Here is a 24,038-nt window from a genome sequence, read left to right on the forward strand (position 1 = left end):
CCCTGCGGCCCCCGCGCTCCCGAACGAGACCCCGGAAGAGGCGCCCGCCGACCTCGGTTCGCTGTGGGATGCGCCGCTGGCCGGCCCGGACCTGCAGGAATCATCTCCGGACGGCGTCCCCTCGCGGCTGGAACGCGTGCGGCACCATCTTTACGGCCTGCCCGGCCGCTGAGTCAGGTCCGGTCGGCCGCGACGGTCGCCGCGAAGGACACCGTCACTTCGTCGGCGACCTGCATAGCCCCCATGAGCATCGAATAGCGCCGCACACCGAAGTCGCTGTGGAGCACCGTGCTGTCGCCGCTCAGCTGCCGCGTGCCACCGCCGGCGTCCGTCACCTCAAGCTCGACGACATGCGGCCTGCTTCGGCCGTGGACCTCCAGCTCGCCGGTGAGCCGATAGCCGTCGCCGGTGGGTTCGATGCTGCTGGACCCGAAACGGATCAGTCGATGCTTCTTGCTGTCGAGGCATTTGAGCGCGTTACTGCGGATCAGCGTCTTCTCCGGTGCGGTCAGCGGAGTCATCCCGCCGTCGCCCTGCAACACGCGCAGTGAATCGACCTCGACAACCAGCTCCACCGCGGTCGGTCGGTCACCGGACCACGAGACGGTTGCCTCCCAGCGTTCCATCACGATGGTGAGCCGATGGCCCATCTTTGCCGCGCGCCCCGCCACATCGGTGCGGACCAGCAGCTGGCCGTGCGATGCGTCGAGCTGCCACTGCGTTCCGGTCATCCGCGGCACTCTAGCGGGCCGGGCGCGCGGGGTTTCCACGGATTCGCGCTGACGTGCGACTACCACCCGTTAGGCTCTGACCCGTCGCCGATGGGTGGCCTGGATCGACAGACTGAGGGCGAAGAATGATTCGTGAACTAGCTGCAGCTGTTTTCGTCGCGGGAGCCGCGGGTGCAGTCGCTGTCAGCGCCGCACCGGACGCCGGTGCCTACCCCGGGGACGTGCCGGGCATGGTTGATGGCCAGCGTCAGGGCGACGCCTGCTTCAGCTGGGAGCGCTTCATCTACGGCCACGGCCCCAACGGCCAGGCGCTGGCTTGCCACTTCATCGCCAATCAGTGGCCGCCCAAGGACACCGGGTTCTGGCAGATCTCCTACCCGCTCTACGGGGTGCAGGAAATCGGTTCGCCGTGCCCGAACCCGCAGTCGGCCGCGCAGTCGCCCGACGGCCTGCCGCTGCTGTGCCTGGGCGCCCGAGGCTGGCAGCCCGGTATCTACACCGGAGGTATCGGTCCCTACTTCCCGCCGGGGATCGCCCAGGTCGGGTGATCGTCGCGGCGTGAGCCGCCCGCCCCATCCGGCAACCAGCGTTCGTTCAGGCAGGTCCACTAGCTTCGGTCGGGAAGCTACGTGGGGGAGGTGCCGGAGTTGGCCGGACAGGAGGCGGCGGCGACGGATTCGGTGGTGATCTTCGGGATAACCGGAGACCTGGCCCGCAAGATGACGTTCCGGGCGCTGTACCGGTTGGAGCGTCGCAAGCTGCTGGACTGCGCGATCCTGGGAGTGGCCGCCGACGACATCACGGTCGAGGAACTGATCGACCGGGCCGGTGAGGCCATCCGGGAGTCCGGCGAGCAGTTCGATGACGCGGTGTTTCGCCGGCTGGCGAATCGGTTGTCCTACCTGCATGGTGATGTCACCGATACCGCTCTCTACGAGCAGCTCGCCGAACGGGTCGGCGCCGAACGGCAGTGCCTGTACTACCTGGAGATGCCACCGTCACTTTTCGCTCCCATTGTGGAGAACCTGGGCCGGGCGGGCCTGTTGGAGCGGTCCCGAGTGGCGGTGGAGAAGCCGTTCGGCCACGATCTGGCCTCCGCGCGCGAGCTCAATGCCCGGCTGCGTGCCGTGCTGCGCGAGGACCAGATCCTGCGGGTGGACCACTTTCTGGGCAAGCAGCCGGTCGCCGACCTCGAGTATCTGCGATTCGCCAACACCACGCTCGCCGAGTTGTGGGATCGGAAGAGCATCGCCGAAATCCACATCACCATGGCCGAGAACTTCGGCGTCGAGGAGCGCGGCAGCTTTTATGACGCCGTCGGTGCGTTGCGCGACGTGGTGCAGAACCACCTGTTGCAGGTGCTGGCGCTGTTCGCGATGGAGCCACCGGTCGGTCCCGGCGAGGATGACCTCAACGACAAGAAGGTCGAGGTCTTCCGGGCGATGCCGCCGGCCGATCCGGCGAATTACGTGCGGGGCCAATACCGGGGTTACGCCGACGTCTCCGGGGTGGCCGACGGGTCGCGAACCGAGACGTTCGTCGCGCTGCGTCTGCAGATCGAGAATTGGCGCTGGGCCGGGGTGCCGATCTTCCTGCGGGCCGGAAAGGCACTGCCGCAACGGGTTACCGAGGTCCGGTTGTTCACCCGCCGGGTCCCGGCGCTGGGCTTTATGCCGCAACGCGAACGCGCCCAACGCAATCAGATCGTTTTGCGCATCGACCCCGATCCGGGACTGCGGTTGCACCTGGTGGCCCCGGACGATCAGAACGCGCACTCCTGGCGCGACGTGCACCTCGATTCTTCCTTCGCCCGTGACCTGGGCGAACCGATCCGGCCCTATGAGCGGTTGTTGCATGCCGCGATGATCGGCGATCGCCGGCTGTTCGCCCGGGAGGACAGCATCGAGGAGACCTGGCGCATCGTCGCGCCGCTGCTCGAACATCCAGGAAAGGTCCACCCCTACGAGCGCGGTTCGTGGGGTCCTGAGGCCGCGCAGGCGCTGGTGCGCGGCCATCGGAGTTGGCAGGAGCCATGGCTGCCCGACGGCGGCCCGCCAGGGTAGGAGAGGACAGTTATGCAACTGGGGATGATCGGCCTGGGCCGAATGGGCGCCAATCTCGTTCGCCGCATCGTCGACGGCGGTCACGAATGCGTTGTCTATGACCACAACGCCGACGCGGTCAGCGCTTTGGCCACCGAGGCCAACACCACCGGGGTGTCGTCGTTGGCCGAGCTCGCGGCCCAGTTGTCCGCACCGCGGGTGGTGTGGGTGATGGTGCCGGCCGGTGTCATCACCACGGGGGTGATCGAAGAACTCGCCGGCACCCTGTCGGCGGGCGACATCGTGATCGATGGCGGAAACTCTTACTACCGTGACGATATCGCGCACGCAAAGTTATTGGCCAACAAGGGTATTCATCTTCTCGACTGCGGTACCAGCGGTGGGGTGTGGGGCCGCGAACGGGGCTACTGCCTCATGGTCGGTGGGGATCGGGCGGCGTTCGACCAAGCCGAGCCGATCTTTGCGACCGTGGCTCCGGGGGTGGACGCGGCGCCTCGCACCCCGGGCCGCGAGGGTGAGATCTCGCAGGCCGAGAACGGCTATCTGTACTGCGGTCCGTCGGGGGCCGGGCACTTCGTGAAGATGGTGCACAACGGTATCGAGTACGGGATGATGGCCTCGATCGCCGAGGGGCTGAACATCCTGCACCACGCCAACATCGGCAAGCAGGACCAGCAGGGTGATGCCGAGACCGCACCGTTGAGCAATCCCGAGTTCTATCGGTACGACATCGACATCGAGCAGGTCACCGAAGTTTGGCGGCGGGGCAGCGTAATCGGCTCCTGGTTGCTGGATCTGACCGCCGGTGCGTTGCAGAAGTCGCCGGCGTTGGAGGAATTCGCCGGCCGGGTCTCCGATTCGGGCGAGGGCCGGTGGACCGTTATCGCGGCCATCGATGAGGGCGTTCCCGCCCCGGTGCTCACCACCGCGCTGTACGCGCGATTCGCCTCGCGCCAGCTGTTCGAGTTCGGTGCGAAGGTGCTCTCGGCCATGCGCAAGCAGTTCGGCGGCCACGACGAGAAGTCCGGGTGACCGGCCCGGCCTGAACGACGCCGGCCGTCCGCGCGATCCTGGCCGCTTCCAGCCTTAGCGTGCCAGGATGGGGAATGCCGCGGCGACGGCGGGAAACCCGGGTAACTGATGCTCCGGTGATGGCCGGTAGCGACAGGGCGACCGTGCGAGTGATCGCCCTGGGCGCGCTGCTGCTCGCGGCCGGCGCCACCACCCGCGGGTACCTTCCCGGTGCCCCGCCCGAGCAGCGCCGCATGAGCGCCGCAAGCACGCTGGAGCCGATTGTGTTGGCGGCGCTGTTGGCGGTGTCGGGCACGATCATCGCCGTCGCTGTCGTGCATCGGGCACGGCATCAACGCGTAGGGCCCGGAAGTGTCGGCCAGTTGTCCCTGACCGCTGGAGCACGAGGAGGACCGGTCTGGCGCGCGGTGCTGATCGTCGCGGCGGCGCTGGTGTTGTGGCTGCTGACGGTCCTGATGCTGGCGAAGCTCGGTGGCGGGCTCCGCGTCGAGCTCGCCACAGAGGTGCCCGGGACGGGTGAGACGCCGCCGGGCACGCCGGGAGCACCGGCCGCGCCGCCGCCGGGCGCACCGGGCGGACTGGCCGGTGGCGGACCCGTCTATCTGCTGGCCGTTGCCACCCTGCTGCTGGCTCTGCTGGCGACCGCGGTCGTTGCCGCGCGCGCCCGGCGCCCCCAGTACACAGCTACCGAGGCCAGCGTGATTCCGGCGGCGGCGGACGAACCCGATGCCGGTGAAAACCTGGTTCGTGCGGCCGAACTCGGCCTGGCCCGCATCGTCGATCCCAGTCGTGAGCCACGAGCGGCGATCATCGCCTGTTACGCAGTCATGGAGCGCCACCTGGGCGCCGTTCCCGATATCGCACCCCGCGCCTTCGACACCCCCACCGAAGTGCTGGCACGAGCAGTCGAACACCACGCCCTGCCCGCCGCCAACGCTACCCGGTTGGTGGAACTGTTCACCGAGGCGCGCTTCAGCGCCCACCTGATGTCCGAGCATGATCGTGCCGATGCGATCGCGGCGCTGCAGCAGGTTCTGCAGGAATTGCGGAATCAACGATGAAAACGATTGCGCTGCAGGGTGTCCTGCTGATAGTTGCCGCCGAGCTGGTCGCTTTGATGACCCATCAGCGTCAGCTGTTGTTCGCGACGGCGGGCCTCGCGCTCGCGCTGCCGGTATTCGGCATCCGGCGCCTGCTGACCACCGGAGGTTCCGTACCATCCGCAGACCCGGCGGCTACCGACGAGCCCGGTGAGGAGCTACGCCGGTGGCGCTCGGGCACTGAAGCCCGAATCCGTTGGTCGGAATCGACCAGAGCTGACTGGGATCGGCGCTGGCGACCGATCCTGGCGCGGCGGTTCGAGGTCTCCACCGGGCAGGGGAGGGCGAAGGATCCCGCTGCGTTCGCCGCCACCGGGGCGCTGTTGTTCGGGGACGTGTTATGGCCGTGGGTCGATCCCGGCAACGTCGCGCCCACCGGCGACAGCGGGTCCGGCCCCGGACGTGCTGTGCTGGAAGAGATTCTGTGTCGCCTGGAGCAGCGATGAGCACCGGACTCCCGGGTGCGGCGGCCACCACCGGGGAACGCTGCACCGCGGTGCTCGACGAGATCGAACGGGCCGTCGTGGGCAAGCGTTCCGCGCTCACCCTGATTCTGACCACGGTGCTCGCCGGCGGGCACGTGCTCATCGAGGACTTGCCGGGCCTGGGCAAGACCTTGATCGCGCGGTCGTTCGCGGCCGCGCTCGGACTGGATTTCATCCGGGTGCAGTTCACCCCCGACCTGCTGCCCGCCGACCTGCTCGGCACGACTGTCTACGACATGTCCTCGGGTCGTTTCGAGTTCCGGCGCGGGCCGATCTTCACCAACCTGGTGCTGGCCGACGAGATCAACCGGACGCCGCCCAAGACCCAGGCGGCCCTGCTGGAGGCGATGGCCGAAGGTCAGGTCAGCATCGACGGATACACGCATCGGTTGCCGTCGCCGTTCATCGTGCTCGCCACCGACAACCCGATCGAGTACGAGGGCACCTATCCGCTGCCGGAGGCGCAACTCGACCGGTTCGCGATCAGGCTGCGCCTGGGCTATCTCTCCGAGCAGGGGGAGGCGGCCATGTTGCGCCGCCGCCTGGACCGCGGCGCCGCGCTGCCGACGGTGCGCAAGGTGGTTGACGCCGACGACCTGGTGGCGATGCGGGAGGCGGTGGAACAGGTCAGTGTGCACGACGACGTGCTGCGCTACGTCGTGTCGCTGGCCACCGGAACCCGGCGCCATCCGCAGGTGGCGGTGGGGGCCAGTCCGCGGTCGGAACTCGACCTGGTCCAGCTCGCCCGGGCCCGCGCCCTGCTGCTCGGCCGCGACTACGTGATCCCCGAGGACGTCAAGGCCTTGGCCACGTCGGCGATCGCGCACCGGATCACACTGCGACCCGAGATGTGGGTGCGCCGAGTTCAGGGGGCCGACGTGGTGGAGGAGCTGCTGCGGCGGCTGCCGGTGCCGCGAGCCCCGGAGGCGACACCGACGTGACGCACGACCCCGATCTCTACGAGGCGGATGTTGTGATGCATTGGCGGGCATCCCCGTTCGCCAAGGCGGTGGCCACCGGTGCCGCGCTGGCCCTGGTGCTGGCAGTGGGTGCGTCACGCTGGCAACTGATCGCGTTTGCCGCACCGTTGCTGGCCGTCTTGTGCTCGTTGGGCAGTCAGCGGCCGGTTCCGGGCTTGCGGGTACATGCCACGCCGTCGATACAACGCTGCTTCGAGACCGAGTCGGTCGAATTGACTGTCGGCGCAACGGTATCGGATGCCGACATGGTTCGCGTGGGTCTGGCGGTGTCGGCGCATCCGGCGCTGAGCCTGGAGATCACCGAGTCCAGCGCCGCGGCCGGGAGCCGTAAAGCGGTCACCGCCGTCACCGGGCGCTGGGGCCGGTATCCGATCCGTGCCACCGTGCACGCCGTGGCCCGCGGCGGTCTACTGGCCGGGACCGGAACCGTCGATGTCGCCGAACTCACCGTGTTCCCACTGGCGCCGCCGCAGCCCACGCCGATCCCGCACAGCGACCTGCTCGACCGGGTCGGGACCCATCTGACCCGGCATCCGGGCCGTGGAGTGGAGTACGCCGACATCCGCGCCTACGTTCCCGGCGATCCACTGCGCAACGTGAACTGGCCGGTCAGCGCACGACGCGGCAGCCTGCATGTCACCCAGCGCCTCACCGATCGTGGCGCCGACGTGGTGGTGCTGATCGATGCCTATCCGCAGCCGGCCGGCCCGGCGACCGAGGCGACCGAGCGGTCCGTGCTCGGCGCGGCGCAGGTGGTGCAGACCGCGCTGCGCAATGGCGATCGAGCCGGGGTCGTCGTCCTTGGGGGTCGCCAGCCGCGGTGGGTCGGTGCGGAGATCGGGCAGCGCCAGTTCTACCGCATCGTCGACGCGGTCCTGGGTGCCGGACAGGGAGTCGAGTCGACCACGGGAACGCTGGCGCCCCGGGCCGCGGTCCCGGCCGGCGCCTTGATCTTCGCGTTCTCCACGCTGCTGGACACCGAATTCGCGCTGGCGCTGACCGATCTGCGGAAACGGGGCCACGTGGTGCTCGCGGTGGACGTGCTGGGCGGCTCGCCGTTCGAGGACGACCTGGACCCGCTGGTGGCCCGGCTGTGGACGCTGCAGCGCAGTGCCATGTATGGCGACATGGCCACCATCGGCGTCGATGTCGCCCCTTGGCCGTACGAACAGCCGCTGGAACAGGCGATGCGCGTGGTGACGCAGCGGCGCAGACCTGCGGCGCCGCGATGACGCTTGCACCCGGACTCGACACGCGCCTGTCGCCGGCGCTGTCCGGCGGGTGCGGTCTGGCCGGCCTGTCGATGGCCGCGGTCGCCGGCTCAGGCGCCGCGGGGACAACGAGGATCGTGGCGCTGTTGTCCGCCGGTGCGGTGCTACTCGGGCTGCGGTGGCGCGGGGCGGCGACGATGGCGGTGGTGCTCGCGGTCGTCGGTATCGGCCTGGCCGATCTATCCAACGTGGCGGCGGCGGTGGCCGGTCTGGCCGCGGTCTGCTACCTCGCGCTGCGGCACCTCGGGACGGTGAGTCCACCGACGATGATCTTTGCCCTCGGGTTCACCGTCGCGGGGTTGGTCGCGACGGTGTTCCCGTGGCAGCTGCCATGGCTACCGCTATTGGCGCCGTTCGCGGTGTTCGGCCTTTATGCCGTTGCCGTACAACCGTTCCTGAGCACGTCTTTGAGCGCCGAGCGTTAGCCGATCAGACGCCCGATGCCTCGTTGAGTGCCTCCAGGGTGCCGGTGGCCTCCAGGTACTCCTGAATCCACCGCTCGATGACCGTCGCGGTCTTCTCTACCTTGGTGAACTGGCCGACGACCTGGCCGACCGGGTTGAACGCGACGTCGACGCTCTCGTTCGGGTACTTGTTCGTGGCCCGCACGGCCATGCCGGAGACCATGTACTGCAGCGGCATGCCCAGCGGCTTCGGGTTCTCCGGAGCTTCCCAGGCCTCGGTCCAGTCGTTGCGCAGCATCCGGGCCGGCTTGCCGGTGAAGGAGCGGCTGCGCACGGTGTCGCGGCTGCCCGCCTTGATGTATGCCGCGTGCTGAGCCTCGGTGTTCGACGACTCCTCGACCATCAGCCACTGCGAACCGGTCCACGCGCCCTGTGCGCCCAGCGCGAGGGCCGCGGCGATCTGCTGGCCGCTGCCGATGCCGCCCGCCGCGAGCACCGGTACGGGTGCGACCGCCTTGACGACCTCGGGCCACAGCACGATCGAGCCCACCTCGCCGCAGTGTCCGCCGGCTTCGCCGCCCTGGGCGATGATGATGTCCACGCCGGCCGCGGCGTGCTTCTGCGCCTGGCGCGCGGAGCCGCACAGCGCGGCAACCTTGCGGCCCGCCTCGTGGATGTGCTTGATCATGTCCGCCGGGGGAGTCCCGAGCGCGTTGGCGATCATCGTCACCTTCGGGTGCTGTAGCGCGACCTCGACCTGCGGGGTGGCGGTCGCCTCGGTCCAGCCGAGCAGCTGCAGGCTGTCGGCGTCGGCGCCCTCAACGGGCACGCCATGGTCGGCGAGTAGCTTCTTGCCGAAGTCGAGGTGCTGCTGGGGGACCAGCTTGCGCAGCGATTCGGCGAGTTCCTCGGCGGACTGCCCGGAGTCCATGCCCTCGTATTTGTTCGGGATGACGATGTCCACGCCGTATGGGTGGTCGCCGATGTTCTCGTCGATCCACTTGAGCTCGATCTCGAGCTGCTCGGGGGTGAAGCCCACCGCGCCCAGCACCCCGAAACCGCCGGCCTTACTCACCGCGACGACCACGTCGCGACAGTGGGTAAAAGCGAAGATCGGGAACTCGATGCCGAGTTCGTCGCAGAGGGGAGTGTGCATGACGGACTCCTTCAGGGGGCCTGGGATCGAAATGAAACGTGTTCTAATTAAGTACCAGACGAGGCATCATGAGGCCAGTCGGGCCTAGGTGCGCTGGTGAAACCTAACACTACCGGCAATCGTGTCCTTGGGCGTCGGGTGGTTCAGCGAGTGGAAAAAGCGCGCAGCACCGCCACCCCGAAGCCGGCGGCGCGTCGGAACGATCGCCCGTCGGTGCGGTCGGGGCCGGTGATGCGCAGCACCGGCCACCCGTGTTCGGCGGCCAGCGCGGCCAGCTGGGGCCGGGGGTTGACCGGCCGTGGTCGGCCTACCAGCGCCATCAGCGCGGCATCCTCGTCGCCGTCGGCATAGAAGAAGCTCTGCGTGAGGTCGACCCCGTTGGCCGTGCAGAAATCCTGCACGGTCGCCGCCTTCTGCGCACCCCACACCACGGGTTTGACGATGTCACCGGTAAGGATGCCCCGCTCGTCGAGCTCGAAGCGGTTGCACAGCACCTGCGCGATGCCCAGGAACCGCGCCACCGGTTCGGCGTGGATGGTCAATGCCGAGGAGCTCAGGACCACGGTGTGGCCGCGCTGCTGATGCGCCCGCACGATCTCGTGCATGTGCGGGTAGATCCGGCTGGCGATGTGGTCGGCGAACAGTCGTGCGCCGACGTCGTCGAGTTCGCTGATCGACTCGCCGCGCAGGTAGCCCGCCGCCCGCACCAGCAACCGTTCGAATTGCATACGCCCCAGGCGATACCGCAGAGCGGCCTCGACGACGCCGAACACCTCACCTGCGCGAGCCTGGCGCCGGCGGATCCGGTCGCCGGCATGTGCGGTGGCGGTGAAACCGGAGACCAACGTGCCGTCCAGGTCGAAGAACGCTCCGATTCGCGCGCCCGATTCGGTGCCGGCGACGTCGGCGATCGGATCACTCGGTACTGCGGTCATCGCCGTCGATGTTACGTCGGGCGCCGGCGGGCCGGGGTGGTCGCGCGCCGCGCCACAGGAGAACGTATCTGGGCAGCTGATAGCGTGTTTGGCCTATGCGAAAAGAGGGTCGGCTTCATGACCAGTGAGACAACCGCGACCGACACGAGGGAACCTTTGTCGGAAAAGGCAGAGCAGCAGGGGTGGCAACGTACTCAGCGTGAGCGTGTCGACGTCTACAGCCGCGGGATCTACCAAGTTCACGCGATCTGGCGCGACAGCACCATCCTCAACGGCGGGGCCCATTACGAGGACGGCGTGCTGCTGGCCTACACCACCGAGCTCGCGAAGATTCAGAGTTGGTTGGCTCGCTGAAACCGGCTCGGTAACTGCCGCGGCTCCGGTTCGCAACGGTTGCATAAACGCCCCTCGTGTCACACAGGCATCAGTTTTCACACGGCTAACTTCGGTCCCGACCTTGTAGTTGTTGGGATTGGGGAGAAGCCATGTCACGAATCCGTAAGTACCTGACCGTCGCGGCCGGCGCCGCCGCCGGTCTGTTCCTCACCGCGCTGGCGTCCAGCGCCACCGCGAACGCCGACACCGCGCCGATCAACCCGGGGTTGTCCGGCGTGGTCGAGCAGATGGTCGCGTCCTCGACGAGCCTGCCGCAGCAGTTGCTGCAGACCACGACGGGGGCGCTGAGCGGCACCACCTTCGCGCCGCCCGCGACGCCCGGGCACGCACCGCTGGCCACCGCGACCTTCAACGTGCCGCCGTCGCCGAGCGCGATGCCCCAGCAGCAGGCAGCCACCGGGCTGCCCGGACTGGGGAACCTTCCGGCCAGCCTGAGCTCGGTGCTGCCGTTCCCGCTGCCGAACTTCGGTGGTTCGGCCCCGGTGCCTGCGGCACCGACGGCGTTCGCTCCCACCGGCTACCTGCCGAGCGTTCCGGTTGCTCCGGTGACGCCGATGGAGGTCATGCTGATTCCGGGCTTGCCCTGACGCTGACTGCGTAATCTCGGACCGGTGAGCGCACGCGCAGGAATCGTCGTCACCGGTACCGAGGTACTCACCGGACGTGTGACCGACCGGAACGGACCGTGGTTGGCCGACCGACTCTTGGAACTGGGAGTCGAGTTGGCGCACATCACGATCTGTGGCGACCGGCCCAGGGACATCGAGAGTCAGCTGCGGTTCCTGGCCGCCGAGGGTGTGGACTTGATCATCACCAGCGGCGGCCTGGGGCCGACAGCTGACGACCTGACGGTCGAGACCGTCGCCAGGTTCTGCGGCCGTGACGTGGTGCTCGACGACGAGCTGGAAGCCCGGATCGCCGAGATCATCAAACCGATGATGGCGCGCTACACGGGCCCGGGCGCGCCGGATTTCGCGACGGTCCGGGCGGCCAACCGCAAACAGGCGATGGTTCCGGCCGGCGCGACAATCCTGGACCCGGTGGGCACCGCGCCCGGAGTCGTGGTGCCCGGCTCGCCGACGGTCGTGGTGCTGCCGGGGCCGCCTCGTGAGCTGCAACCGATGTGGCACAAGGCAATAGAGACCGCCGCGGTGCAGGAGGCCTTGGCCGGCCGGACTCACTACGAGCAGCAGATGATCCGGATGTACGGCTTGCCTGAATCCGGCCTGGCCGACACGCTGCGGCATGCGCAAGACGTCATCGGCGATTTCCACCGGCTGGAGATCACCACCTGCCTGCGCCGCGGCGAACTGGAGATCGTCACCCGCTACGAACCGGACGCCGCCGGCGCCTACAAGGAACTGCTGGCATTGCTTCGCGAACGGCATTCCCGGGCGATCTTTTCCGAGGACGGTTCGCAGATCGATGATCTGGTGGCGGCGCTGTTGGCCGGCCGACAGATCGCGACCGCCGAATCCTGCACCGCGGGCCTGCTGGCGGGTCGGTTGGCCGACCCGCCCGGCGCCTCGAACTACCTGGCGGGCGGGGTGGTGTCCTACTCCAACGAGGCGAAGATCGAACTACTCGGTGTCGATCCGGAATTGATCGCCGAGCACGGCGCGGTGTCCGAGCCGGTGGCCGAGGCGATGGCCGCGGGTGCACTGCGCCGCTTCGGCGCCGACACCGCCGTGGCGATCACCGGCATTGCCGGACCTGGCGGCGGAACGCCGGACAAACCGGTGGGCACGGTGTGTTTCTGTGTGGCGCTTGGTGATGGCCGGAAAACCACGCGGACCATCCGACTGCCGGGGGAGCGGGCCGATGTCCGGGAACGCTCGACGACGGTGGCCATGCATCTGCTGTACCGAGCACTGTCAACCGGCTGACTCCTGCCCCCGCCGGTGGTATGAACATCACACCGAGGAGTTGCAGGTGTGAACACACAGTGGGCGTGGCTGAGCGGTTCCGGATATTGGCTGGGGCGGCTGGTCCTCGAACGCGGGATCGCGGCCGTCTACCTGATCGCCTTTGTCGCGGCCGCCCGGCAGTTCCGCGCCCTGATCGGCGAACACGGCATGACGCCGGTGCCGCAGTACGTGCGGCGCCGCCCGTTTCGGCTGACGCCCAGCATCTTTCATCTGCACTATTCGGATCGCTTCTTCGCGTTCGTGTGCTGGCTGGGTGCGGGTCTGGCCGCGGCGCTGGTGGTGGGCGCCGGTGAGTTGGTGCCGCTATGGGCGGTGATGGCGATCTGGCTGCTGCTGTGGGCGCTGTATCTGTCGATCGTCAACGTCGGCCAGACCTGGTATGCGTTCGGCTGGGAATCGATTCTGCTGGAAGCCGGGCTGCTGGCCGTCTTCTTGGGCAACGACCGCGTCGCGCCGCCGGTGCTGGTCATGTGGCTTGCTCGTTGGCTGCTGTTCCGCATCGAGTTCGGCGCGGGGCTGATCAAGTTGCGCGGCGACTCTTGCTGGCGCGACCTGACCTGCCTGTACTACCACCACGAGACCCAGCCGATGCCGGGGCCGCTGAGCTGGTTCTTCCACCACCTGCCCAGACCGTTGCACCGAATAGAGGCAGCGGGAAACCATGTCGCCCAACTGGTGGTCCCGTTCGGGTTGTTCGCCCCGCAGCCCGTCGCCGGTGTGGCCGCCGGGATCATCATCATCACCCAGTTGTGGCTGGTCGCCTCCGGCAATTTCGCCTGGCTGAACTGGATCACCATTGTGTTGGCTGCCGCCGCACTCGACCAATCCTGGCTGACCGGAACGGTTTCGGGCCTGCAACCGCCGGACATGCCGCAGGCGCCGATGTGGTTCGCCGTGCTGGTGATGGGGTACGCGGCGGCGGTCGTGGTACTGAGCTACTGGCCGGTGCGAAACTTGGCGTCACGTAATCAGCGCATGAATGCCAGCTTCAATCCGCTTCACCTGGTGAACAGCTACGGGGCGTTCGGGACTGTCGGGCGTTCCCGTCGGGAGCTGGTGATCGAAGGTACTGCGGCGGCGGAGCTCACCGAGCGAACGCCCTGGCGCGAATACCAGTTCAAAGGTAAACCCGGCGCGGTGGATCGACTTCCAAGTCAATGGGCGCCATATCATCTGCGGCTGGACTGGCTGATGTGGTTCGCCGCGCTCTCGCCGCGGTACGGGCTGCCGTGGCGTGACGCGCTGCTGCAGCGGCTACTGCGCAACGACCGGGACACGCTATGTCTGTTGCGCTACAACCCGTTTCCGGACACCCCGCCGCGCTTTGTGCGGATCCTGCTCTACGAGTACCGCTTCACCACCCGGGCCGAGCGGCAACGAGACGGAGCCTGGTGGCATCGCCGCCTGGTCGGCGTCTACCTGTCGCCGGTAGCGGCCGGCGGGTCACCCCAGATACCCGAGTAGTCACCGGTGAAACGCCCTGGACGGTGCCGACCGGAACGATTGGGCCGGGGCGGGGCTACCGGGTATCGACCCACAGGGTGAAGCCCGCCAGCACCAGTGCGACCACGGCCAGCAGTGCCACATCGAGGCCACCCAGCCGCGGTGCCTCCGATCCCTCGGCGGCCAGTCGTCGTTCGCGGGCGATCAGGAACAACGGAAACGTGAAACTGATCGCCGTGAGGAATCCGCCGAAGATATAGGCCCAGACGAACCGCACGTTGTGCTTGCGGGCTTCGGTGATCATCAAGACCGCCGCCGACAGGAACAGCATCAGGATGTCTGCGGTGATCGAGCGCGACGCGGGTGTCACCGCGGTGTCCGGCAGGAACCGGGAAAGAAAGGCTGATCCGTCGTAGGCCAGATTCTGACTCCAGGTGGCGATGAGCGCAGCGACGGCGATCGCGGCGTACACCCCGCAGCGGACCTTGGCAGCTGTATTCATCCGGCCACGTTAGCGTCCACGATCCTGGCGTAGGCGGGGTTTCGCCTCAAAGCTCGAGCAGCACCGTCACCGGGCCGTCATTGACCAGTTCCACCTGCATATGCGCCCCGAACTGTCCGGTCGCCACCTGGGCGCCCAACCCTCGCAGCGCCTCGGCGAACTCGGCGACCAGGGGTTCGGCGACCGGACCCGGTGCGGCAGCATTCCACGATGGCCGCCGCCCCTTGGCGGTGTCGGCATAGAGCGTGAACTGGCTGACCACCAGAATCGGCGCACCCACATCCGCAGCCGACTTCTGGTTGTCGAGAATCCGCAACTGCCACAGCTTTTCGGCCAGCCGCTGGGCCTTGGCGGAATCGTCGGCGTGGGTCACGCCGACCAGGGCGAGCAGGCCCTGGCCGTCCGGCTCGATCGCGCCGACGGTCTGACCGTCCACTTTGACGCAGGCCGATGAGACACGCTGGACCAGGACTCGCACGGACTCGATGCTAAGTAGGCTTGCCGTGGTGCCTTCCGGGAGGGGTGAGTCGCGTGTCGGTCTTGGTTGCGTTCTCGGTTACGCCGCTCGGCGTGGGGGAGGGGGTTGGCGAGATCGTCGCCGAGGCGGTCCGGGTCGTCCGGGAGTCGGGTCTGCCCAATCGCACCGATTCCATGTTCACCGTGATCGAGAGCGACAGCTGGGCCGAAGCGATGGCCGTGGTGCAACGGGCGGTGGAAGCGGTGGCGGCCCGCTCACCCCGGGTCAGCACGGTGATCAAAGCTGACTGGCGAGACGGCGCGACCGACGCCATGCACACCAAGGTCGAATCGGTCGAACGGCACCTGGCAGCACCGCCGGCTAATTGACCGGCACGTCGAGGATCGGGCGTCCCACGTCGGCGCCGGGGCCGTTGAAATGCCACCATTCCCCGGCGTAGTAGGCCAGGCCACCGGCGCTCATCGCGTCGCGCAGGGCGGCACGCTCGGCTGCGGCACGGGCGCTGATTCCGTCGGCGAATGCCGTTGCGGTCGGCGAGAAGTCATCGAATCCGGTGCCCATCTCCGATAGTCGCCCATTCGAGTCGGCGGTCGTGACGTCGACCGACCGCCCGGTCTCGTGGCTGCGGGCCAGCGAACCCGGCCGGGCCACCCAGTTCGGGTTCGGCACCACCTGGAACATCCGCACCTGCACGTTGTGTGGCCGGTAGCAGTCCCAGAACACCAGAGTCCGGCCTCGGCCGCGCAGTGTGGCGGCCGCGGTCGCCAAACCCGGTGCCAGCGACTCGTGCACGAGGCACCGAGCGTTCGATGGGTAGAGCTGTTCGCCCACGAAGTTGTTCGGGGTGGCATATCGCAGGTCGATGATCGCGTCCGGCACCGCGCTGCGCACGTCGACGAACCCGGCCGCGCGCGCCGGCTCCGACAGCGCCGGCACATCCGATCCCGGCGCGGCGGCCGCGGTACCGGACGTTCCGGCGAGCAGCAGCGCAACAACAAATACGATCCGCAGACTCGGCATCTGCCCATTGTCGCCTGTCAGGCGGCAACCACGATCGTCAGCCGGCTGCCGTCGCGTTCCAGCCGCATACCGGCCCGCCGAGCGACGGCGGCCACCGCGGCGGCATCGTCAGGTTCGGCCCTGGTGGTGGCCAGGGCCCGCGCCAGCTGCCCTTTGTGCGCTTTGTTGAAGTGGCTCACCGAGACTCGCCGGCCATCGGGGTGCTCGGCGACCACATCGACGCGAACCGATCCCGGAACGGCGGCCAGCGCCGCATAGGAGCCGGATCTCAGGTCGACGACCAGCTCGGCTGCGGCGATCTCGGCCAGCACCGGTTCCAGCACCGGCCGCCAGCGTTTTGTTAATCCCGGTTGTCCCGGCAGCTTGGAGGAGGCCGAGAGGCGGTATGCCGGCACCGGATCCGTTGCCCGCAGCAGCCCGAACAAGGCGGAGCCGACGGCGAGGCGGGCGCCGGCCCGGGCGGCCGCGGCACCGCGCAGCGAGTCGACGTCCAGCGCCTCGTACAACACACCGGTGTAGCGGTTGATCGCCGGCGCGGTGGGAGCGGTACGCAGTGCGGCGTTGCGCTCGATCTCAGCATCCTGCGACGCCGACAGCCCCAGTGCGCCGCGGCTGGCCTCCCGATCAGCCGCCAAAGCCACCAGATCGTCGACCAGCTCCGTCCTCAGACCGGTCAGTTGTGGGCACGACAATGCATCCAGGCGCAGTGGTGGTCCGTCGCCGCCGGCGCGTTTGGTCTCCGACGGGGGCAGCAGCACGATCACAGCGCAGACGTTAACCGAGCCGTTCCACACACCAGCGCGGTGGCGAGCATCGCCGCACCGACGGTGTCGGTGGCGTAGTGGTAGCCGCAGGCCACCAACCCGAGCATGCCCAGCAGGCTTACCAGCGTGGCTGCGGTCAGGGCCCAGCCCCGAGCCAGTTTCGAACCGGCTACCACGACCATCATTCCCAGCACCGCGACCAGCAGCGCGGTATGGCCGCTGGGGTACTCCAGGTAGGGCCCGTTACGCCGGTCGAAGAGGTGCTTGAGCGCCATGGTGATGGCGGTGACGGCGAACGGGCAGGCCAGCACCGCGGCTGCCAGCGCCCACTGCCTGCGAGATACGGCCACCACCAGGCAGGCCACGGTGACCGCCAGCACCAGCCAGCCGCTGGTGAAGATCAACAGCCACCGGGGTTGCGCGCCGATCAGGGTGCGGGCGGCGTCACCGAACCAGTTGTCGATCGGTGTCGAGCCGCGGCCCACCGCCCAACCAAGAACCAATGTCGCCAGCACACCGACCAGCGGCCACCAGCGCAGGAAGGTGGCGAGGCCTCGACCTATCTCAGGCCGACTTCTTGAACAACGGCAGCAGCATCTGGCGGCGCTGGTCGTTGCCGTCGGCGAGAGCGTGCAGGGCCTGGTCCACCGAGCGCGACGTGGGGAACATAGCGTCCTCGTCGAAGTCGCCGAGAAGTTCGTGCACCGACGAGCTCTCGATAAGGGTCCACTCCACGCCTGCGGCACGGCAGTCACCGTCGAGGACGCACAGCAACCAGATTCCGGCGGCGGCGAACGACGTGACCCCGCTCAGGTCGAGCACCAGCGGTTCCTTGGCAAGGACGAAGCGCCGGGCATGTTCGCTGAGCTGGTCCACGTTGGTGGCATCGATCCGGCCCCGGATGGCGACCACCGTCGCGAGGTGACGGTAGTGCGCCCGAATCTGCGCCCCGCCGCACTCGATGACCGGGTTGATCCGAGCAGTGCCTCGTGTGGTGATCTCGATTGCCATGCCAGCCCCCGCCTTCCATGTCGATCGCTGTCGGCAGCTGTGCCAACCTCGATGTTTCCCGACGTTATGCGGCGAAGTTAAGGCCTCTTGGGCGTCCGATTAACGCTTTGGTGAGATATCGAACGGCTCGGTCGCTCCGGTGAACGCGCTGATCCGGCCGTCGCGGTCGCGGGCGTCGCCGTCATAGCGAAGCCGGTATCGCCCGGCAGCGGTGTTTTCCGGAATCGCCCAGGTCACGGTGATGGTCGATCCGCGCCGGCCGGCGCGTCGCCAGCGGAACATCGTCGACCAGTCGCTGTCGTCGGCCACGGTGCGCCACTGGCCACCGGTTTGGTGCTCCACCCGCACATAGGTGCCGCCGCGGTGCAGGTCATTGTTCGGGTACGCGCCGGCGAACACCGCCGACACCGTGGCGCCCGGCTGGTACGCCGGCAGGGGGGCTTCTAAGACATCGCCGAACTGCTGGCCGCCGACCGGCGCATCCGGCTTCGCCCGGCGCCGCGAGCGTCGCCGACGGGACGGCTCAGCGGGACGCGTGCCCGGGGGCGCCGGCCGTCGATCGCGCATCGCGGAGGCCAGCTCAGCCACCACCTGCTGCAGTGCCGGCAGCTCCCAGCGGCCGAACAGGGTGCTGCCACCCTCGTAGCGCTGTTCGTCGTATTCCTCCGGCGTCGTCACGTAGTGCAGGTAGCCGTTGCTGTAGCCGGCCACCAGCACATCGCGCAGTTCGGCCCCGACGATCTGCGCCACCGTGCGGCGCAACCGCAGGCCCGCCACGATGGTCACTTCGGCCGGAATGCCGATCAGGTACAGCTGCCCGATGCGCAGCAGCTGCACCGGGCCGCCCTCGGGCATCAGCATCGACAGCGCCTTGTTCAGCCGGATGCCGGGACCCACCGCTCCCTTGGGCGCCTGCGCGTCACGCAGGCGCGGGGAGAGCCGGTACACCGTATTGGCGATCAAACTGTCGAATAACCGGTTGCGGCCCTGCTTGAACACCGGGTATGCCGGACCGAAACCTTCGTCGGTGCCGGCCAGGCAGGAGGCACCCGCGATTGCGGGGCCGGTGCGATGGGCCCGGCCGTCGCCGGTGAACTCGGGCCGCACCTCGAAATCGGTCAGGTCGACGTAGGTGGCGCGGGCGTCGAGACCCCCGGTGACCTCGGTGCCGTGTCCCAGGGTCAGTTCGGTGGCCGCAACGGCTTGGCGGGATCCGATGATCCGGGTGTTCTCGAATTCGTCGTCGGTGGGTCCGCTGCCGGGCCGCTGCCCGATATTGGGTGACATGTCCCCGGAGTTGGTCTGGGCGAAGGCCGCGATGAAGTCCGGTGGCGTGGCGGCCAGGTAGTCGACACCGTGGTCCAGGCGCTCGCACTGATAGGCGGCGTAACCCTTGTTATCCCCGCTGATCAACGTGTTGCGGTTGGTCATGGACGTGCCGTGGGTGGCGAACCAGTTCACCGCGCCGACCAGCCGGCCGTCGCGTTCGATGCGCAGCAAGGTGGTCTGCGGGTCGATCTTGTCGGGGAAGTGGGCGCGCTCGGCTTCGGGGTTGCGGGCGAACGACGACGGGGAACGGTTGCTGCTGGCGTCGTGCAACCGGCCCACGGCAAGGCTCAGGCTGGCGGGAGCCAGGTCGGCATGCGCTCTATCGACGGCTTCGCAGATCCCGTCGACGATCGCGTTGAACGTCTGGTGCCGGAACCCGTTGGTGTTGGAGTTGTAGAGCCGGTGGTCGGAGTAGCCACCGGGGCCGCAATGGGTGTGCGTCGCCGTCAACATCACGTTGTGGAACGTGTACAGCTCGCCATAGGTGGCGGCCAGGCGTCCGAGCACCTCATGGTGCACGCTTTCCAGCAGCAGCGGTATCTCGCAGACCACCAGCAGCAGCCGGGTTCCGGTGGCCGGATCGGCGATGACGAATGCCCGCGCGCGCAGCCGGTTGTGCAGTCCATCGGTCTGCTGTTTGGCCACGCCGTAGCCGAGCATTCCGCACTCGGCCGGCTCGCCGGTGATGTCGGCGATTCCGCGCCCAACCTGATAGTCGTCTGGCATCGCTACAGTATTCACAACGGCCCCGTCGGTATCGCCGCCGACGTGCCCGGCTGGTTACTTCACCGGGGACAGGCCCGCTGCTAGTCTTCGATGGCTGCCGGCAACCGGGTTGCGGCTGTCGATCGCCGTGGCGTCGCGGCGGGCCCGCACCCGAGGCAGCCGTGACATGCGATGCCCACCGGCGAAAGAGTGTTGTGCGCAGCGGAGAGATCAAGGCCCTGACCGGGCTTCGCATCATCGCCGCAGTATGGGTGGTGCTGTTTCATTTCCGGCCCCTGTTGCGACTGGCGTCCCCGGAGCTCAGCGATGCGCTCGCCCCGGTGCTCGACCGAGGCGCCCAGGGTGTCGATCTGTTCTTCATCCTCAGCGGTTTTGTGCTGACCTGGAACTACCTGGAGCGCATGGGGGAGACGTTCTCCCTGCGTGCCACGGTGCACTTTCTGTGGTTGCGTCTGGCCCGGGTCTGGCCGATCTACCTGGTCACCATGCACCTGGCGCTGCTGTGGGTGATCTTCACGTTGCATGTCGGGCACGTCCCGACCGAGGACCTGAGCCGGATCACCGCGATCAGCTATGTGCGGCAGGTCCTGCTGGTGCAGTTGTGGTTCGAGCCGTTCTTCGACGGGTCGAGTTGGGACGGGCCGGCCTGGTCGATCAGTGCCGAGTGGCTGGCCTACCTGTTGTTCGGGGTGCTGGTGCTGGCGGTCTATCGGATCATGCGGGTGACCTCGGCGCGCGGGCTGGCGGTGCTGGCGATCATCGCCTCACTCCCGCCGCTGCTGCTGTTGCTGGCGACCGGTCAGTTCTACAGCCCATGGAGCTGGCTGCCGCGCATCGTCATGCAGTTCACCGCGGGCGCACTGGCCTGCGCCGCGGTCCGCAAGATCAGTCCCGCCGACTCGGCCCGTCGCGCCGCAGGGTATTGCGCCGCGCTGCTCATCGCCGCGATGATCGGTGTCCTCTACTACTTCGACAGCCATCCGATCTCGGGGCTCTACGACAGCGGCGGCCTGGTCGATGTGCTGTTCGTGCCGTTGGTGATGGCCCTGGCGATCGGTATCGGCAGCCTTCCCGCGCTGCTGTCCACCCGCGTGATGGTCTATGGCGGGCAGATCTCGTTCTGCCTGTACATGGTCCACGAGCTGGTGCACACGTCCTGGAATTGGGCGGCCAAGCAGTTCGAGATCGTGCTCGAGGAGGGGGCGACCGCGGCCAAGTGGACGGTGTGCAGCCTCGTGGTGGCGGCGACCCTGCTGTCAATGTTGCTGTTCCACGCTGTTGAAGAGCCCGGGCGGCACTGGATGCGCAAGATGATCGGCGCCCGGCCCGACTCGGCCCAGGTGACGCCGACCGAAGATCCTTTGGCGGTCGAACCGGCAGAGCCGGACAACTCGGATCCTGCCAACCATTCGACCGCCTCGGACGACGGTGTCCTCAACGAACCCAAGGTCGCGGTTCCGGCTAGTCTTCGCTGAAGTTGATTGGGGGGAGGTAGCCGTGAGTCGGGTGATGACGTTCGCCGTCGTGATGGTGGCCGGGGTCGTCGCGGTGGTCGCGGGAACCGGTTACTTGGCGCGCGAGCACGAATCGCCGCGCCACTACGAGACGGTGCCGCTGAGTTCCTCGCCTAATCGGATCGCGGTGATCGGTGACTCCTACACCGCCGGCTACGAGGACACCGGCCGCGGCGCGGCGAACTGGACCGAGCGGGCCTGGCAGAACCTGGCCGGACGCGGTGTCTACGTCAGCGCCGACGTGGCGGCCGAGGGCGGTGCGGGTTACGGGGTGCGAGGCAACCGTGGCGGCCTGTTCGGCGACCTGACCCGCCGCGTGGTGCAGCCCGATGACGCCCTGGTGGTGTTCTTCGGTTCGCGCAACGACCAGGACGTCGAGCCGGGCGAACTGGGCCGACTGATCGCCGACACCCTGGGCTTGGCCCGCCGTACCGCGCCGGGGGCGCGGATGCTGGTGGTCGGCCCGCCATGGCCCACCGCCGATGTCCCGGGCAGCGTGTGGCGGATCCGCGATGTCCTCAGCATCCAGGCGCGCGTCGTCGGCGCCGAGTTCGTCGACCCGCTCGCGGAGCGGTGGTTCGTCGGCCTGCCCGACCTCATCGGACCGGACGGGGTACACCCCACCGACGCCGGTCACGCCTACATGGCAGACAAGATCGCACCGCTGATCGCGGGACAGCTTCCCAAACGGACTTAGCGCAAAACCGGACGAAACCGGGCTAGCCTCAGCAGTATTGGCGCATGGACACCATGCGCGTACTGATCACCGGTGGAACCGGATTCGTTGGCGGCTGGACCGCCAAAGCGATCGCCGATGCCGGGCACCGGCCGCGGTTTCTGGTCCGCAACCCGGCGGGCCTGCACAGCAGCGTGGAGCGGCTGGGTGTCGATGTGTCCGACTACGTCGTCGGTGACATCACCGACGCGGAGTCGGTGCGCGAGGCTCTGCGCGGCTGCGACGCGGTTGTGCACGCCGCCGCGGTGGTGGCCACCGATCCACGCCAGACGGAGCAGATGCTGGCCACCAACTCGGCCGGCGCCCATAACGTGCTCGGTACAGCGGTTGAACTGGGCCTGGACCCGATCATTCACGTCTCCAGCTTCACCGCGCTGTTTCATCCGGGCCTGACGACGTTGCGTGCGGACCTGCCGGTGGCCGGCGGCGCCGACGGCTACGGCCGGTCGAAAGCCCGGGAAGACCTCTACGCGCGCGGGCTGCAGGACGCCGGCGCCCCCGTCAACATCACCTATCCGGGCATGGTGCTGGGGCCTCCGGTCGGAGACCGGCTCGGGGAGGCCGGCGAAGGAGTACGGACGGCGCTGCAAATGCATGTCATTCCCGGGCGTGGCAGTGCGTGGCTGGTGATCGACGTTCGCGACCTCGCGGCAATGCACCTGGCGCTGCTGGAGCCGGGCCGTGGCCCACGCCGCTACATGGCCGGTGGTCGGCGGGTACCACCGGGAGAGTTGGCGAGCCTGCTGCAAGAGCTGTCGGGTTCGCCCATGCTCGCGCTGCCGGTACCGGATATCGCCCTGCGGTGGGCGGGCCGCGTCCTGGATCAGGTCGAGCGCGCGCTTCCGATCTCGACTCCGTTCACCGAGGCCGGGATGCAGTACTACACCCAGATGCCCGAATCCGATGACACTCCCGCCGAGCGCGACCTCGGCATCGTGTTCCGGACCCCCCGGGAAACGCTGGCCGACACCATTGCCGGCATCCGCGGCTAGCCGCCCACCCGGCCCGCTCCGGCCAGGAGTTTGTTGAGGATCGGTGCAGCAGTCGCGACATAATGGCAGCGTGACTGACGCCGGCGCCGGGGCACGGTTGGTGGTGATCGTCGTCTTCGACGAGGTGACGATGCTCGATGTCGCAGGGGCAGCCGAAGTATTCGTCGAAGCCACGCGGTTCGGCGCGAACTACGTGGTCAAGATCGCCTCGGTGGACGGCCGTGACGTGACGAGCTCGATCGGTGCACGGCTGGGTGTCACCGACAGCCTTGCCGCCATCGAGTCCGCCGACACCGTCTTGGTCGCCGGCGGCGACTATCTGCCCCGGCAGCCCATCGATCCCGCACTTGTTGAGGCCGTCAGGTCGCTGGCCGGCCGCACACGGCGGCTGGCGTCCATCTGCACCGGGTCGTTCATCCTGGCGCAGGCCGGCATGCTCAGCGGCCGTCGTGCCACCACGCACTGGCACGACGCCCGGTTGCTCGCGCGGGCATTCCCCGACATCTCGGTCGAGCCGGACGCCATCTTCATCCGGGACGGCGACGTCTACACCTCGGCCGGCGTGTCAGCCGGTATCGATCTTGCGCTGGCGCTGGTCGAAATGGATCACGGCAGCAAGCTGGTTCGCGAGGTCGCGCGATGGCTGGTGGTCTATCTGAAACGCGCAGGCGGACAGTCGCAATTCTCGGCGCTGGTCGAGGCCGATCCGCCTCCGGAGTCTGCGCTGCGCAAGGTCACCGATGCGATCGCGGCTGACCCGGCCGCCGACCACAGCGTGACCGCTCTCGCCCGGCGCGCCGCCTTGAGCAGCCGTCAACTGACGAGGCTGTTTCAGGCCGAGCTCGGGACCACCCCGGCACGTTACGTCGAAACGGTACGTATCGATGCCGCCCGTGCCGCGCTCGATGCCGGCCACAGCGTCACCGAGTCCGCGCATCGAGCAGGTTTCGGCAGTCCCGAAACTCTGCGTCGGGTATTCACCGACCACTTAGGTGTGTCGCCGAAGGCCTACCGGGATCGGTTCCGCACGACGGTCCGTTGA

The 24,038-nt window shown here is 68.1% G+C and carries 27 protein-coding genes; 17 read left to right on the forward strand and 10 right to left on the reverse strand.

The features are described from left to right. Positions 1-173: 173 nt before the first annotated feature. Complete coding sequence (locus EJK91_RS12995) at positions 174-731, reverse strand: YceI family protein (protein ID WP_024441350.1); 558 nt, start codon at positions 729-731, stop codon at positions 174-176. Between the two features lie 125 nt (positions 732-856). Between EJK91_RS12995 and EJK91_RS13000 the strand changes: the two genes are divergently transcribed. From EJK91_RS13000 to EJK91_RS13035, 8 genes are all read left to right on the forward strand, one after another. Beyond that, positions 857-1,279 (forward strand): hypothetical protein, encoded by a 423-nt coding sequence (locus tag EJK91_RS13000; protein ID WP_024441349.1) that lies wholly within the window; start codon positions 857-859, stop codon positions 1,277-1,279. Between the two features lie 99 nt (positions 1,280-1,378). Further along, positions 1,379-2,794 carry a glucose-6-phosphate dehydrogenase gene (locus EJK91_RS13005; protein ID WP_125079169.1) on the forward strand — a complete coding sequence of 472 codons (1,416 nt, stop codon included), beginning with the start codon at positions 1,379-1,381 and terminating at the stop codon, positions 2,792-2,794. 12 nt (positions 2,795-2,806) lie between these two features. Continuing rightward, positions 2,807-3,826, forward strand: coding sequence for a phosphogluconate dehydrogenase (NAD(+)-dependent, decarboxylating) (gene gnd, locus EJK91_RS13010; protein ID WP_125079134.1), 1,020 nt, complete (start codon positions 2,807-2,809; stop codon positions 3,824-3,826). Between the two features lie 119 nt (positions 3,827-3,945). Then, complete coding sequence (locus EJK91_RS13015) at positions 3,946-4,887, forward strand: DUF4129 domain-containing protein (RefSeq protein ID WP_125079135.1); 942 nt, start codon at positions 3,946-3,948, stop codon at positions 4,885-4,887. Further along, positions 4,884-5,372: a hypothetical protein gene (locus tag EJK91_RS13020; RefSeq protein ID WP_125079136.1), complete on the forward strand. Its 489-nt coding sequence runs from the start codon at positions 4,884-4,886 to the stop codon at positions 5,370-5,372. The genes EJK91_RS13015 and EJK91_RS13020 overlap by 4 nt, the downstream gene beginning before the upstream one ends. Continuing rightward, on the forward strand, positions 5,369-6,352 hold the full coding sequence (locus tag EJK91_RS13025) for an AAA family ATPase (RefSeq protein WP_046301598.1): 984 nt from the start codon (positions 5,369-5,371) through the stop codon (positions 6,350-6,352). Before EJK91_RS13020 ends, EJK91_RS13025 begins: the two co-directional genes overlap by 4 nt. Before the next feature lie 35 nt (positions 6,353-6,387). Beyond that, positions 6,388-7,623: a DUF58 domain-containing protein gene (locus EJK91_RS13030; protein ID WP_125079170.1), complete on the forward strand. Its 1,236-nt coding sequence runs from the start codon at positions 6,388-6,390 to the stop codon at positions 7,621-7,623. Then, the gene (locus EJK91_RS13035; protein ID WP_046301597.1) at positions 7,620-8,087 is read left to right on the forward strand and encodes a hypothetical protein; all 468 of its coding nucleotides are present in this window, start codon (positions 7,620-7,622) and stop codon (positions 8,085-8,087) included. The genes EJK91_RS13030 and EJK91_RS13035 overlap by 4 nt, the downstream gene beginning before the upstream one ends. A gap of 4 nt (positions 8,088-8,091) precedes the next feature. Here EJK91_RS13035 and EJK91_RS13040 read toward each other — a convergent pair whose 3' ends face one another. Further along, positions 8,092-9,222: a nitronate monooxygenase gene (locus tag EJK91_RS13040; protein WP_024441341.1), complete on the reverse strand. Its 1,131-nt coding sequence runs from the start codon at positions 9,220-9,222 to the stop codon at positions 8,092-8,094. A gap of 143 nt (positions 9,223-9,365) precedes the next feature. Then, positions 9,366-10,157: an HAD family hydrolase gene (locus EJK91_RS13045; RefSeq protein ID WP_046301596.1), complete on the reverse strand. Its 792-nt coding sequence runs from the start codon at positions 10,155-10,157 to the stop codon at positions 9,366-9,368. Between the two features lie 117 nt (positions 10,158-10,274). On the opposite strand from EJK91_RS13045, the gene EJK91_RS13050 reads away from it, so the two are divergent. From EJK91_RS13050 to EJK91_RS13065, 4 genes are all read left to right on the forward strand, one after another. Next, positions 10,275-10,511, forward strand: a complete 237-nt coding sequence (locus EJK91_RS13050; RefSeq protein WP_036457435.1) for a hypothetical protein — start codon at positions 10,275-10,277, stop codon at positions 10,509-10,511. Positions 10,512-10,642: 131 nt separating this feature from the next. Beyond that, positions 10,643-11,140, forward strand: a complete 498-nt coding sequence (locus EJK91_RS13055) for a hypothetical protein (protein ID WP_125079137.1) — start codon at positions 10,643-10,645, stop codon at positions 11,138-11,140. Between the two features lie 24 nt (positions 11,141-11,164). After that, a complete protein-coding gene (locus EJK91_RS13060) occupies positions 11,165-12,439 on the forward strand; it encodes a competence/damage-inducible protein A (RefSeq protein ID WP_125079138.1) in 1,275 nt (424 codons plus the stop codon). 48 nt (positions 12,440-12,487) lie between these two features. Continuing rightward, positions 12,488-13,945, forward strand: coding sequence for a lipase maturation factor family protein (locus tag EJK91_RS13065; protein WP_125079139.1), 1,458 nt, complete (start codon positions 12,488-12,490; stop codon positions 13,943-13,945). A 55-nt stretch (positions 13,946-14,000) separates the two neighbouring features. Here the strand turns inward: EJK91_RS13065 and EJK91_RS13070 are convergent, their stop codons facing one another. Continuing rightward, positions 14,001-14,426 carry a DUF2834 domain-containing protein gene (locus tag EJK91_RS13070; RefSeq protein ID WP_024441335.1) on the reverse strand — a complete coding sequence of 142 codons (426 nt, stop codon included), beginning with the start codon at positions 14,424-14,426 and terminating at the stop codon, positions 14,001-14,003. A 46-nt stretch (positions 14,427-14,472) separates the two neighbouring features. Next, complete coding sequence (gene dtd / locus EJK91_RS13075) at positions 14,473-14,904, reverse strand: D-aminoacyl-tRNA deacylase (protein ID WP_024441334.1); 432 nt, start codon at positions 14,902-14,904, stop codon at positions 14,473-14,475. 53 nt (positions 14,905-14,957) lie between these two features. Here dtd and EJK91_RS13080 point away from each other — a divergent pair, with 53 nt between their 5' ends. Further along, positions 14,958-15,272 carry an MTH1187 family thiamine-binding protein gene (locus tag EJK91_RS13080; RefSeq protein ID WP_024441333.1) on the forward strand — a complete coding sequence of 105 codons (315 nt, stop codon included), beginning with the start codon at positions 14,958-14,960 and terminating at the stop codon, positions 15,270-15,272. Here EJK91_RS13080 and EJK91_RS13085 read toward each other — a convergent pair. From EJK91_RS13085 to EJK91_RS13105, 5 genes are all read right to left on the reverse strand, one after another. Next, entirely contained in the window at positions 15,265-15,924 is a 660-nt protein-coding gene (locus EJK91_RS13085) for a M15 family metallopeptidase (protein WP_125079140.1), read from the reverse strand. The two genes, EJK91_RS13080 and EJK91_RS13085, sit on opposite strands and share 8 nt — an antisense overlap. 17 nt (positions 15,925-15,941) lie before the next feature. After that, complete coding sequence (yaaA, locus tag EJK91_RS13090; protein WP_125079141.1) at positions 15,942-16,688, reverse strand: peroxide stress protein YaaA; 747 nt, start codon at positions 16,686-16,688, stop codon at positions 15,942-15,944. Further along, positions 16,685-17,191 (reverse strand): phosphatase PAP2 family protein, encoded by a 507-nt coding sequence (locus EJK91_RS13095; protein ID WP_241178694.1) that lies wholly within the window; start codon positions 17,189-17,191, stop codon positions 16,685-16,687. The genes yaaA and EJK91_RS13095 overlap by 4 nt, the downstream gene beginning before the upstream one ends. Before the next feature lie 61 nt (positions 17,192-17,252). Continuing rightward, the gene (locus tag EJK91_RS13100; RefSeq protein ID WP_125079143.1) at positions 17,253-17,699 is read right to left on the reverse strand and encodes an STAS domain-containing protein; all 447 of its coding nucleotides are present in this window, start codon (positions 17,697-17,699) and stop codon (positions 17,253-17,255) included. 99 nt (positions 17,700-17,798) lie between these two features. After that, complete coding sequence (locus tag EJK91_RS13105) at positions 17,799-19,754, reverse strand: neutral/alkaline non-lysosomal ceramidase N-terminal domain-containing protein (RefSeq protein WP_125079144.1); 1,956 nt, start codon at positions 19,752-19,754, stop codon at positions 17,799-17,801. A 194-nt stretch (positions 19,755-19,948) separates the two neighbouring features. Here EJK91_RS13105 and EJK91_RS13110 point away from each other — a divergent pair, with 194 nt between their 5' ends. The 4 genes from EJK91_RS13110 (at position 19,949) to EJK91_RS13125 (ending at position 24,038) form a co-directional block, all read left to right on the forward strand. After that, positions 19,949-21,229: an acyltransferase family protein gene (locus tag EJK91_RS13110; RefSeq protein ID WP_125079145.1), complete on the forward strand. Its 1,281-nt coding sequence runs from the start codon at positions 19,949-19,951 to the stop codon at positions 21,227-21,229. A gap of 22 nt (positions 21,230-21,251) precedes the next feature. Further along, entirely contained in the window at positions 21,252-21,965 is a 714-nt protein-coding gene (locus tag EJK91_RS13115; protein WP_024441327.1) for an Rv0518 family GDSL lipase, read from the forward strand. A 53-nt stretch (positions 21,966-22,018) separates the two neighbouring features. After that, positions 22,019-22,996 carry an NAD-dependent epimerase/dehydratase family protein gene (locus EJK91_RS13120; protein WP_024441326.1) on the forward strand — a complete coding sequence of 326 codons (978 nt, stop codon included), beginning with the start codon at positions 22,019-22,021 and terminating at the stop codon, positions 22,994-22,996. A 70-nt stretch (positions 22,997-23,066) separates the two neighbouring features. Then, positions 23,067-24,038: a GlxA family transcriptional regulator gene (locus EJK91_RS13125; protein ID WP_024441325.1), complete on the forward strand. Its 972-nt coding sequence runs from the start codon at positions 23,067-23,069 to the stop codon at positions 24,036-24,038.

This window comes from Mycobacterium sp. P7213 (assembly GCF_900604305.1).
GTDB lineage: Bacteria > Actinomycetota > Actinomycetes > Mycobacteriales > Mycobacteriaceae > Mycobacterium.

Bases quoted from the DNA above. Each gene is read 5' to 3' on its own strand.
- EJK91_RS12995 (WP_024441350.1), bottom strand. From the start codon at position 731: ATGACCGGAACGCAGTGGCAGCTCGACGCATCGCACGGCCAGCTGCTG.
- EJK91_RS13000 (WP_024441349.1), top strand. From the start codon at position 857: ATGATTCGTGAACTAGCTGCAGCTGTTTTCGTCGCGGGAGCCGCGGGT.
- gnd (WP_125079134.1), top strand. From the start codon at position 2,807: ATGCAACTGGGGATGATCGGCCTGGGCCGAATGGGCGCCAATCTCGTT.
- EJK91_RS13015 (WP_125079135.1), top strand. From the start codon at position 3,946: ATGGCCGGTAGCGACAGGGCGACCGTGCGAGTGATCGCCCTGGGCGCG.
- EJK91_RS13020 (WP_125079136.1), top strand. From the start codon at position 4,884: ATGAAAACGATTGCGCTGCAGGGTGTCCTGCTGATAGTTGCCGCCGAG.
- EJK91_RS13025 (WP_046301598.1), top strand. From the start codon at position 5,369: ATGAGCACCGGACTCCCGGGTGCGGCGGCCACCACCGGGGAACGCTGC.
- EJK91_RS13030 (WP_125079170.1), top strand. From the start codon at position 6,388: ATGCATTGGCGGGCATCCCCGTTCGCCAAGGCGGTGGCCACCGGTGCC.
- EJK91_RS13035 (WP_046301597.1), top strand. From the start codon at position 7,620: ATGACGCTTGCACCCGGACTCGACACGCGCCTGTCGCCGGCGCTGTCC.
- EJK91_RS13040 (WP_024441341.1), bottom strand. From the start codon at position 9,222: ATGCACACTCCCCTCTGCGACGAACTCGGCATCGAGTTCCCGATCTTC.
- EJK91_RS13045 (WP_046301596.1), bottom strand. From the start codon at position 10,157: ATGACCGCAGTACCGAGTGATCCGATCGCCGACGTCGCCGGCACCGAA.
- EJK91_RS13050 (WP_036457435.1), top strand. From the start codon at position 10,275: ATGACCAGTGAGACAACCGCGACCGACACGAGGGAACCTTTGTCGGAA.
- EJK91_RS13055 (WP_125079137.1), top strand. From the start codon at position 10,643: ATGTCACGAATCCGTAAGTACCTGACCGTCGCGGCCGGCGCCGCCGCC.
- EJK91_RS13070 (WP_024441335.1), bottom strand. From the start codon at position 14,426: ATGAATACAGCTGCCAAGGTCCGCTGCGGGGTGTACGCCGCGATCGCC.
- EJK91_RS13085 (WP_125079140.1), bottom strand. From the start codon at position 15,924: ATGCCGAGTCTGCGGATCGTATTTGTTGTTGCGCTGCTGCTCGCCGGA.
- EJK91_RS13100 (WP_125079143.1), bottom strand. From the start codon at position 17,699: ATGGCAATCGAGATCACCACACGAGGCACTGCTCGGATCAACCCGGTC.
- EJK91_RS13105 (WP_125079144.1), bottom strand. From the start codon at position 19,754: ATGCCAGACGACTATCAGGTTGGGCGCGGAATCGCCGACATCACCGGC.
- EJK91_RS13120 (WP_024441326.1), top strand. From the start codon at position 22,019: ATGCGCGTACTGATCACCGGTGGAACCGGATTCGTTGGCGGCTGGACC.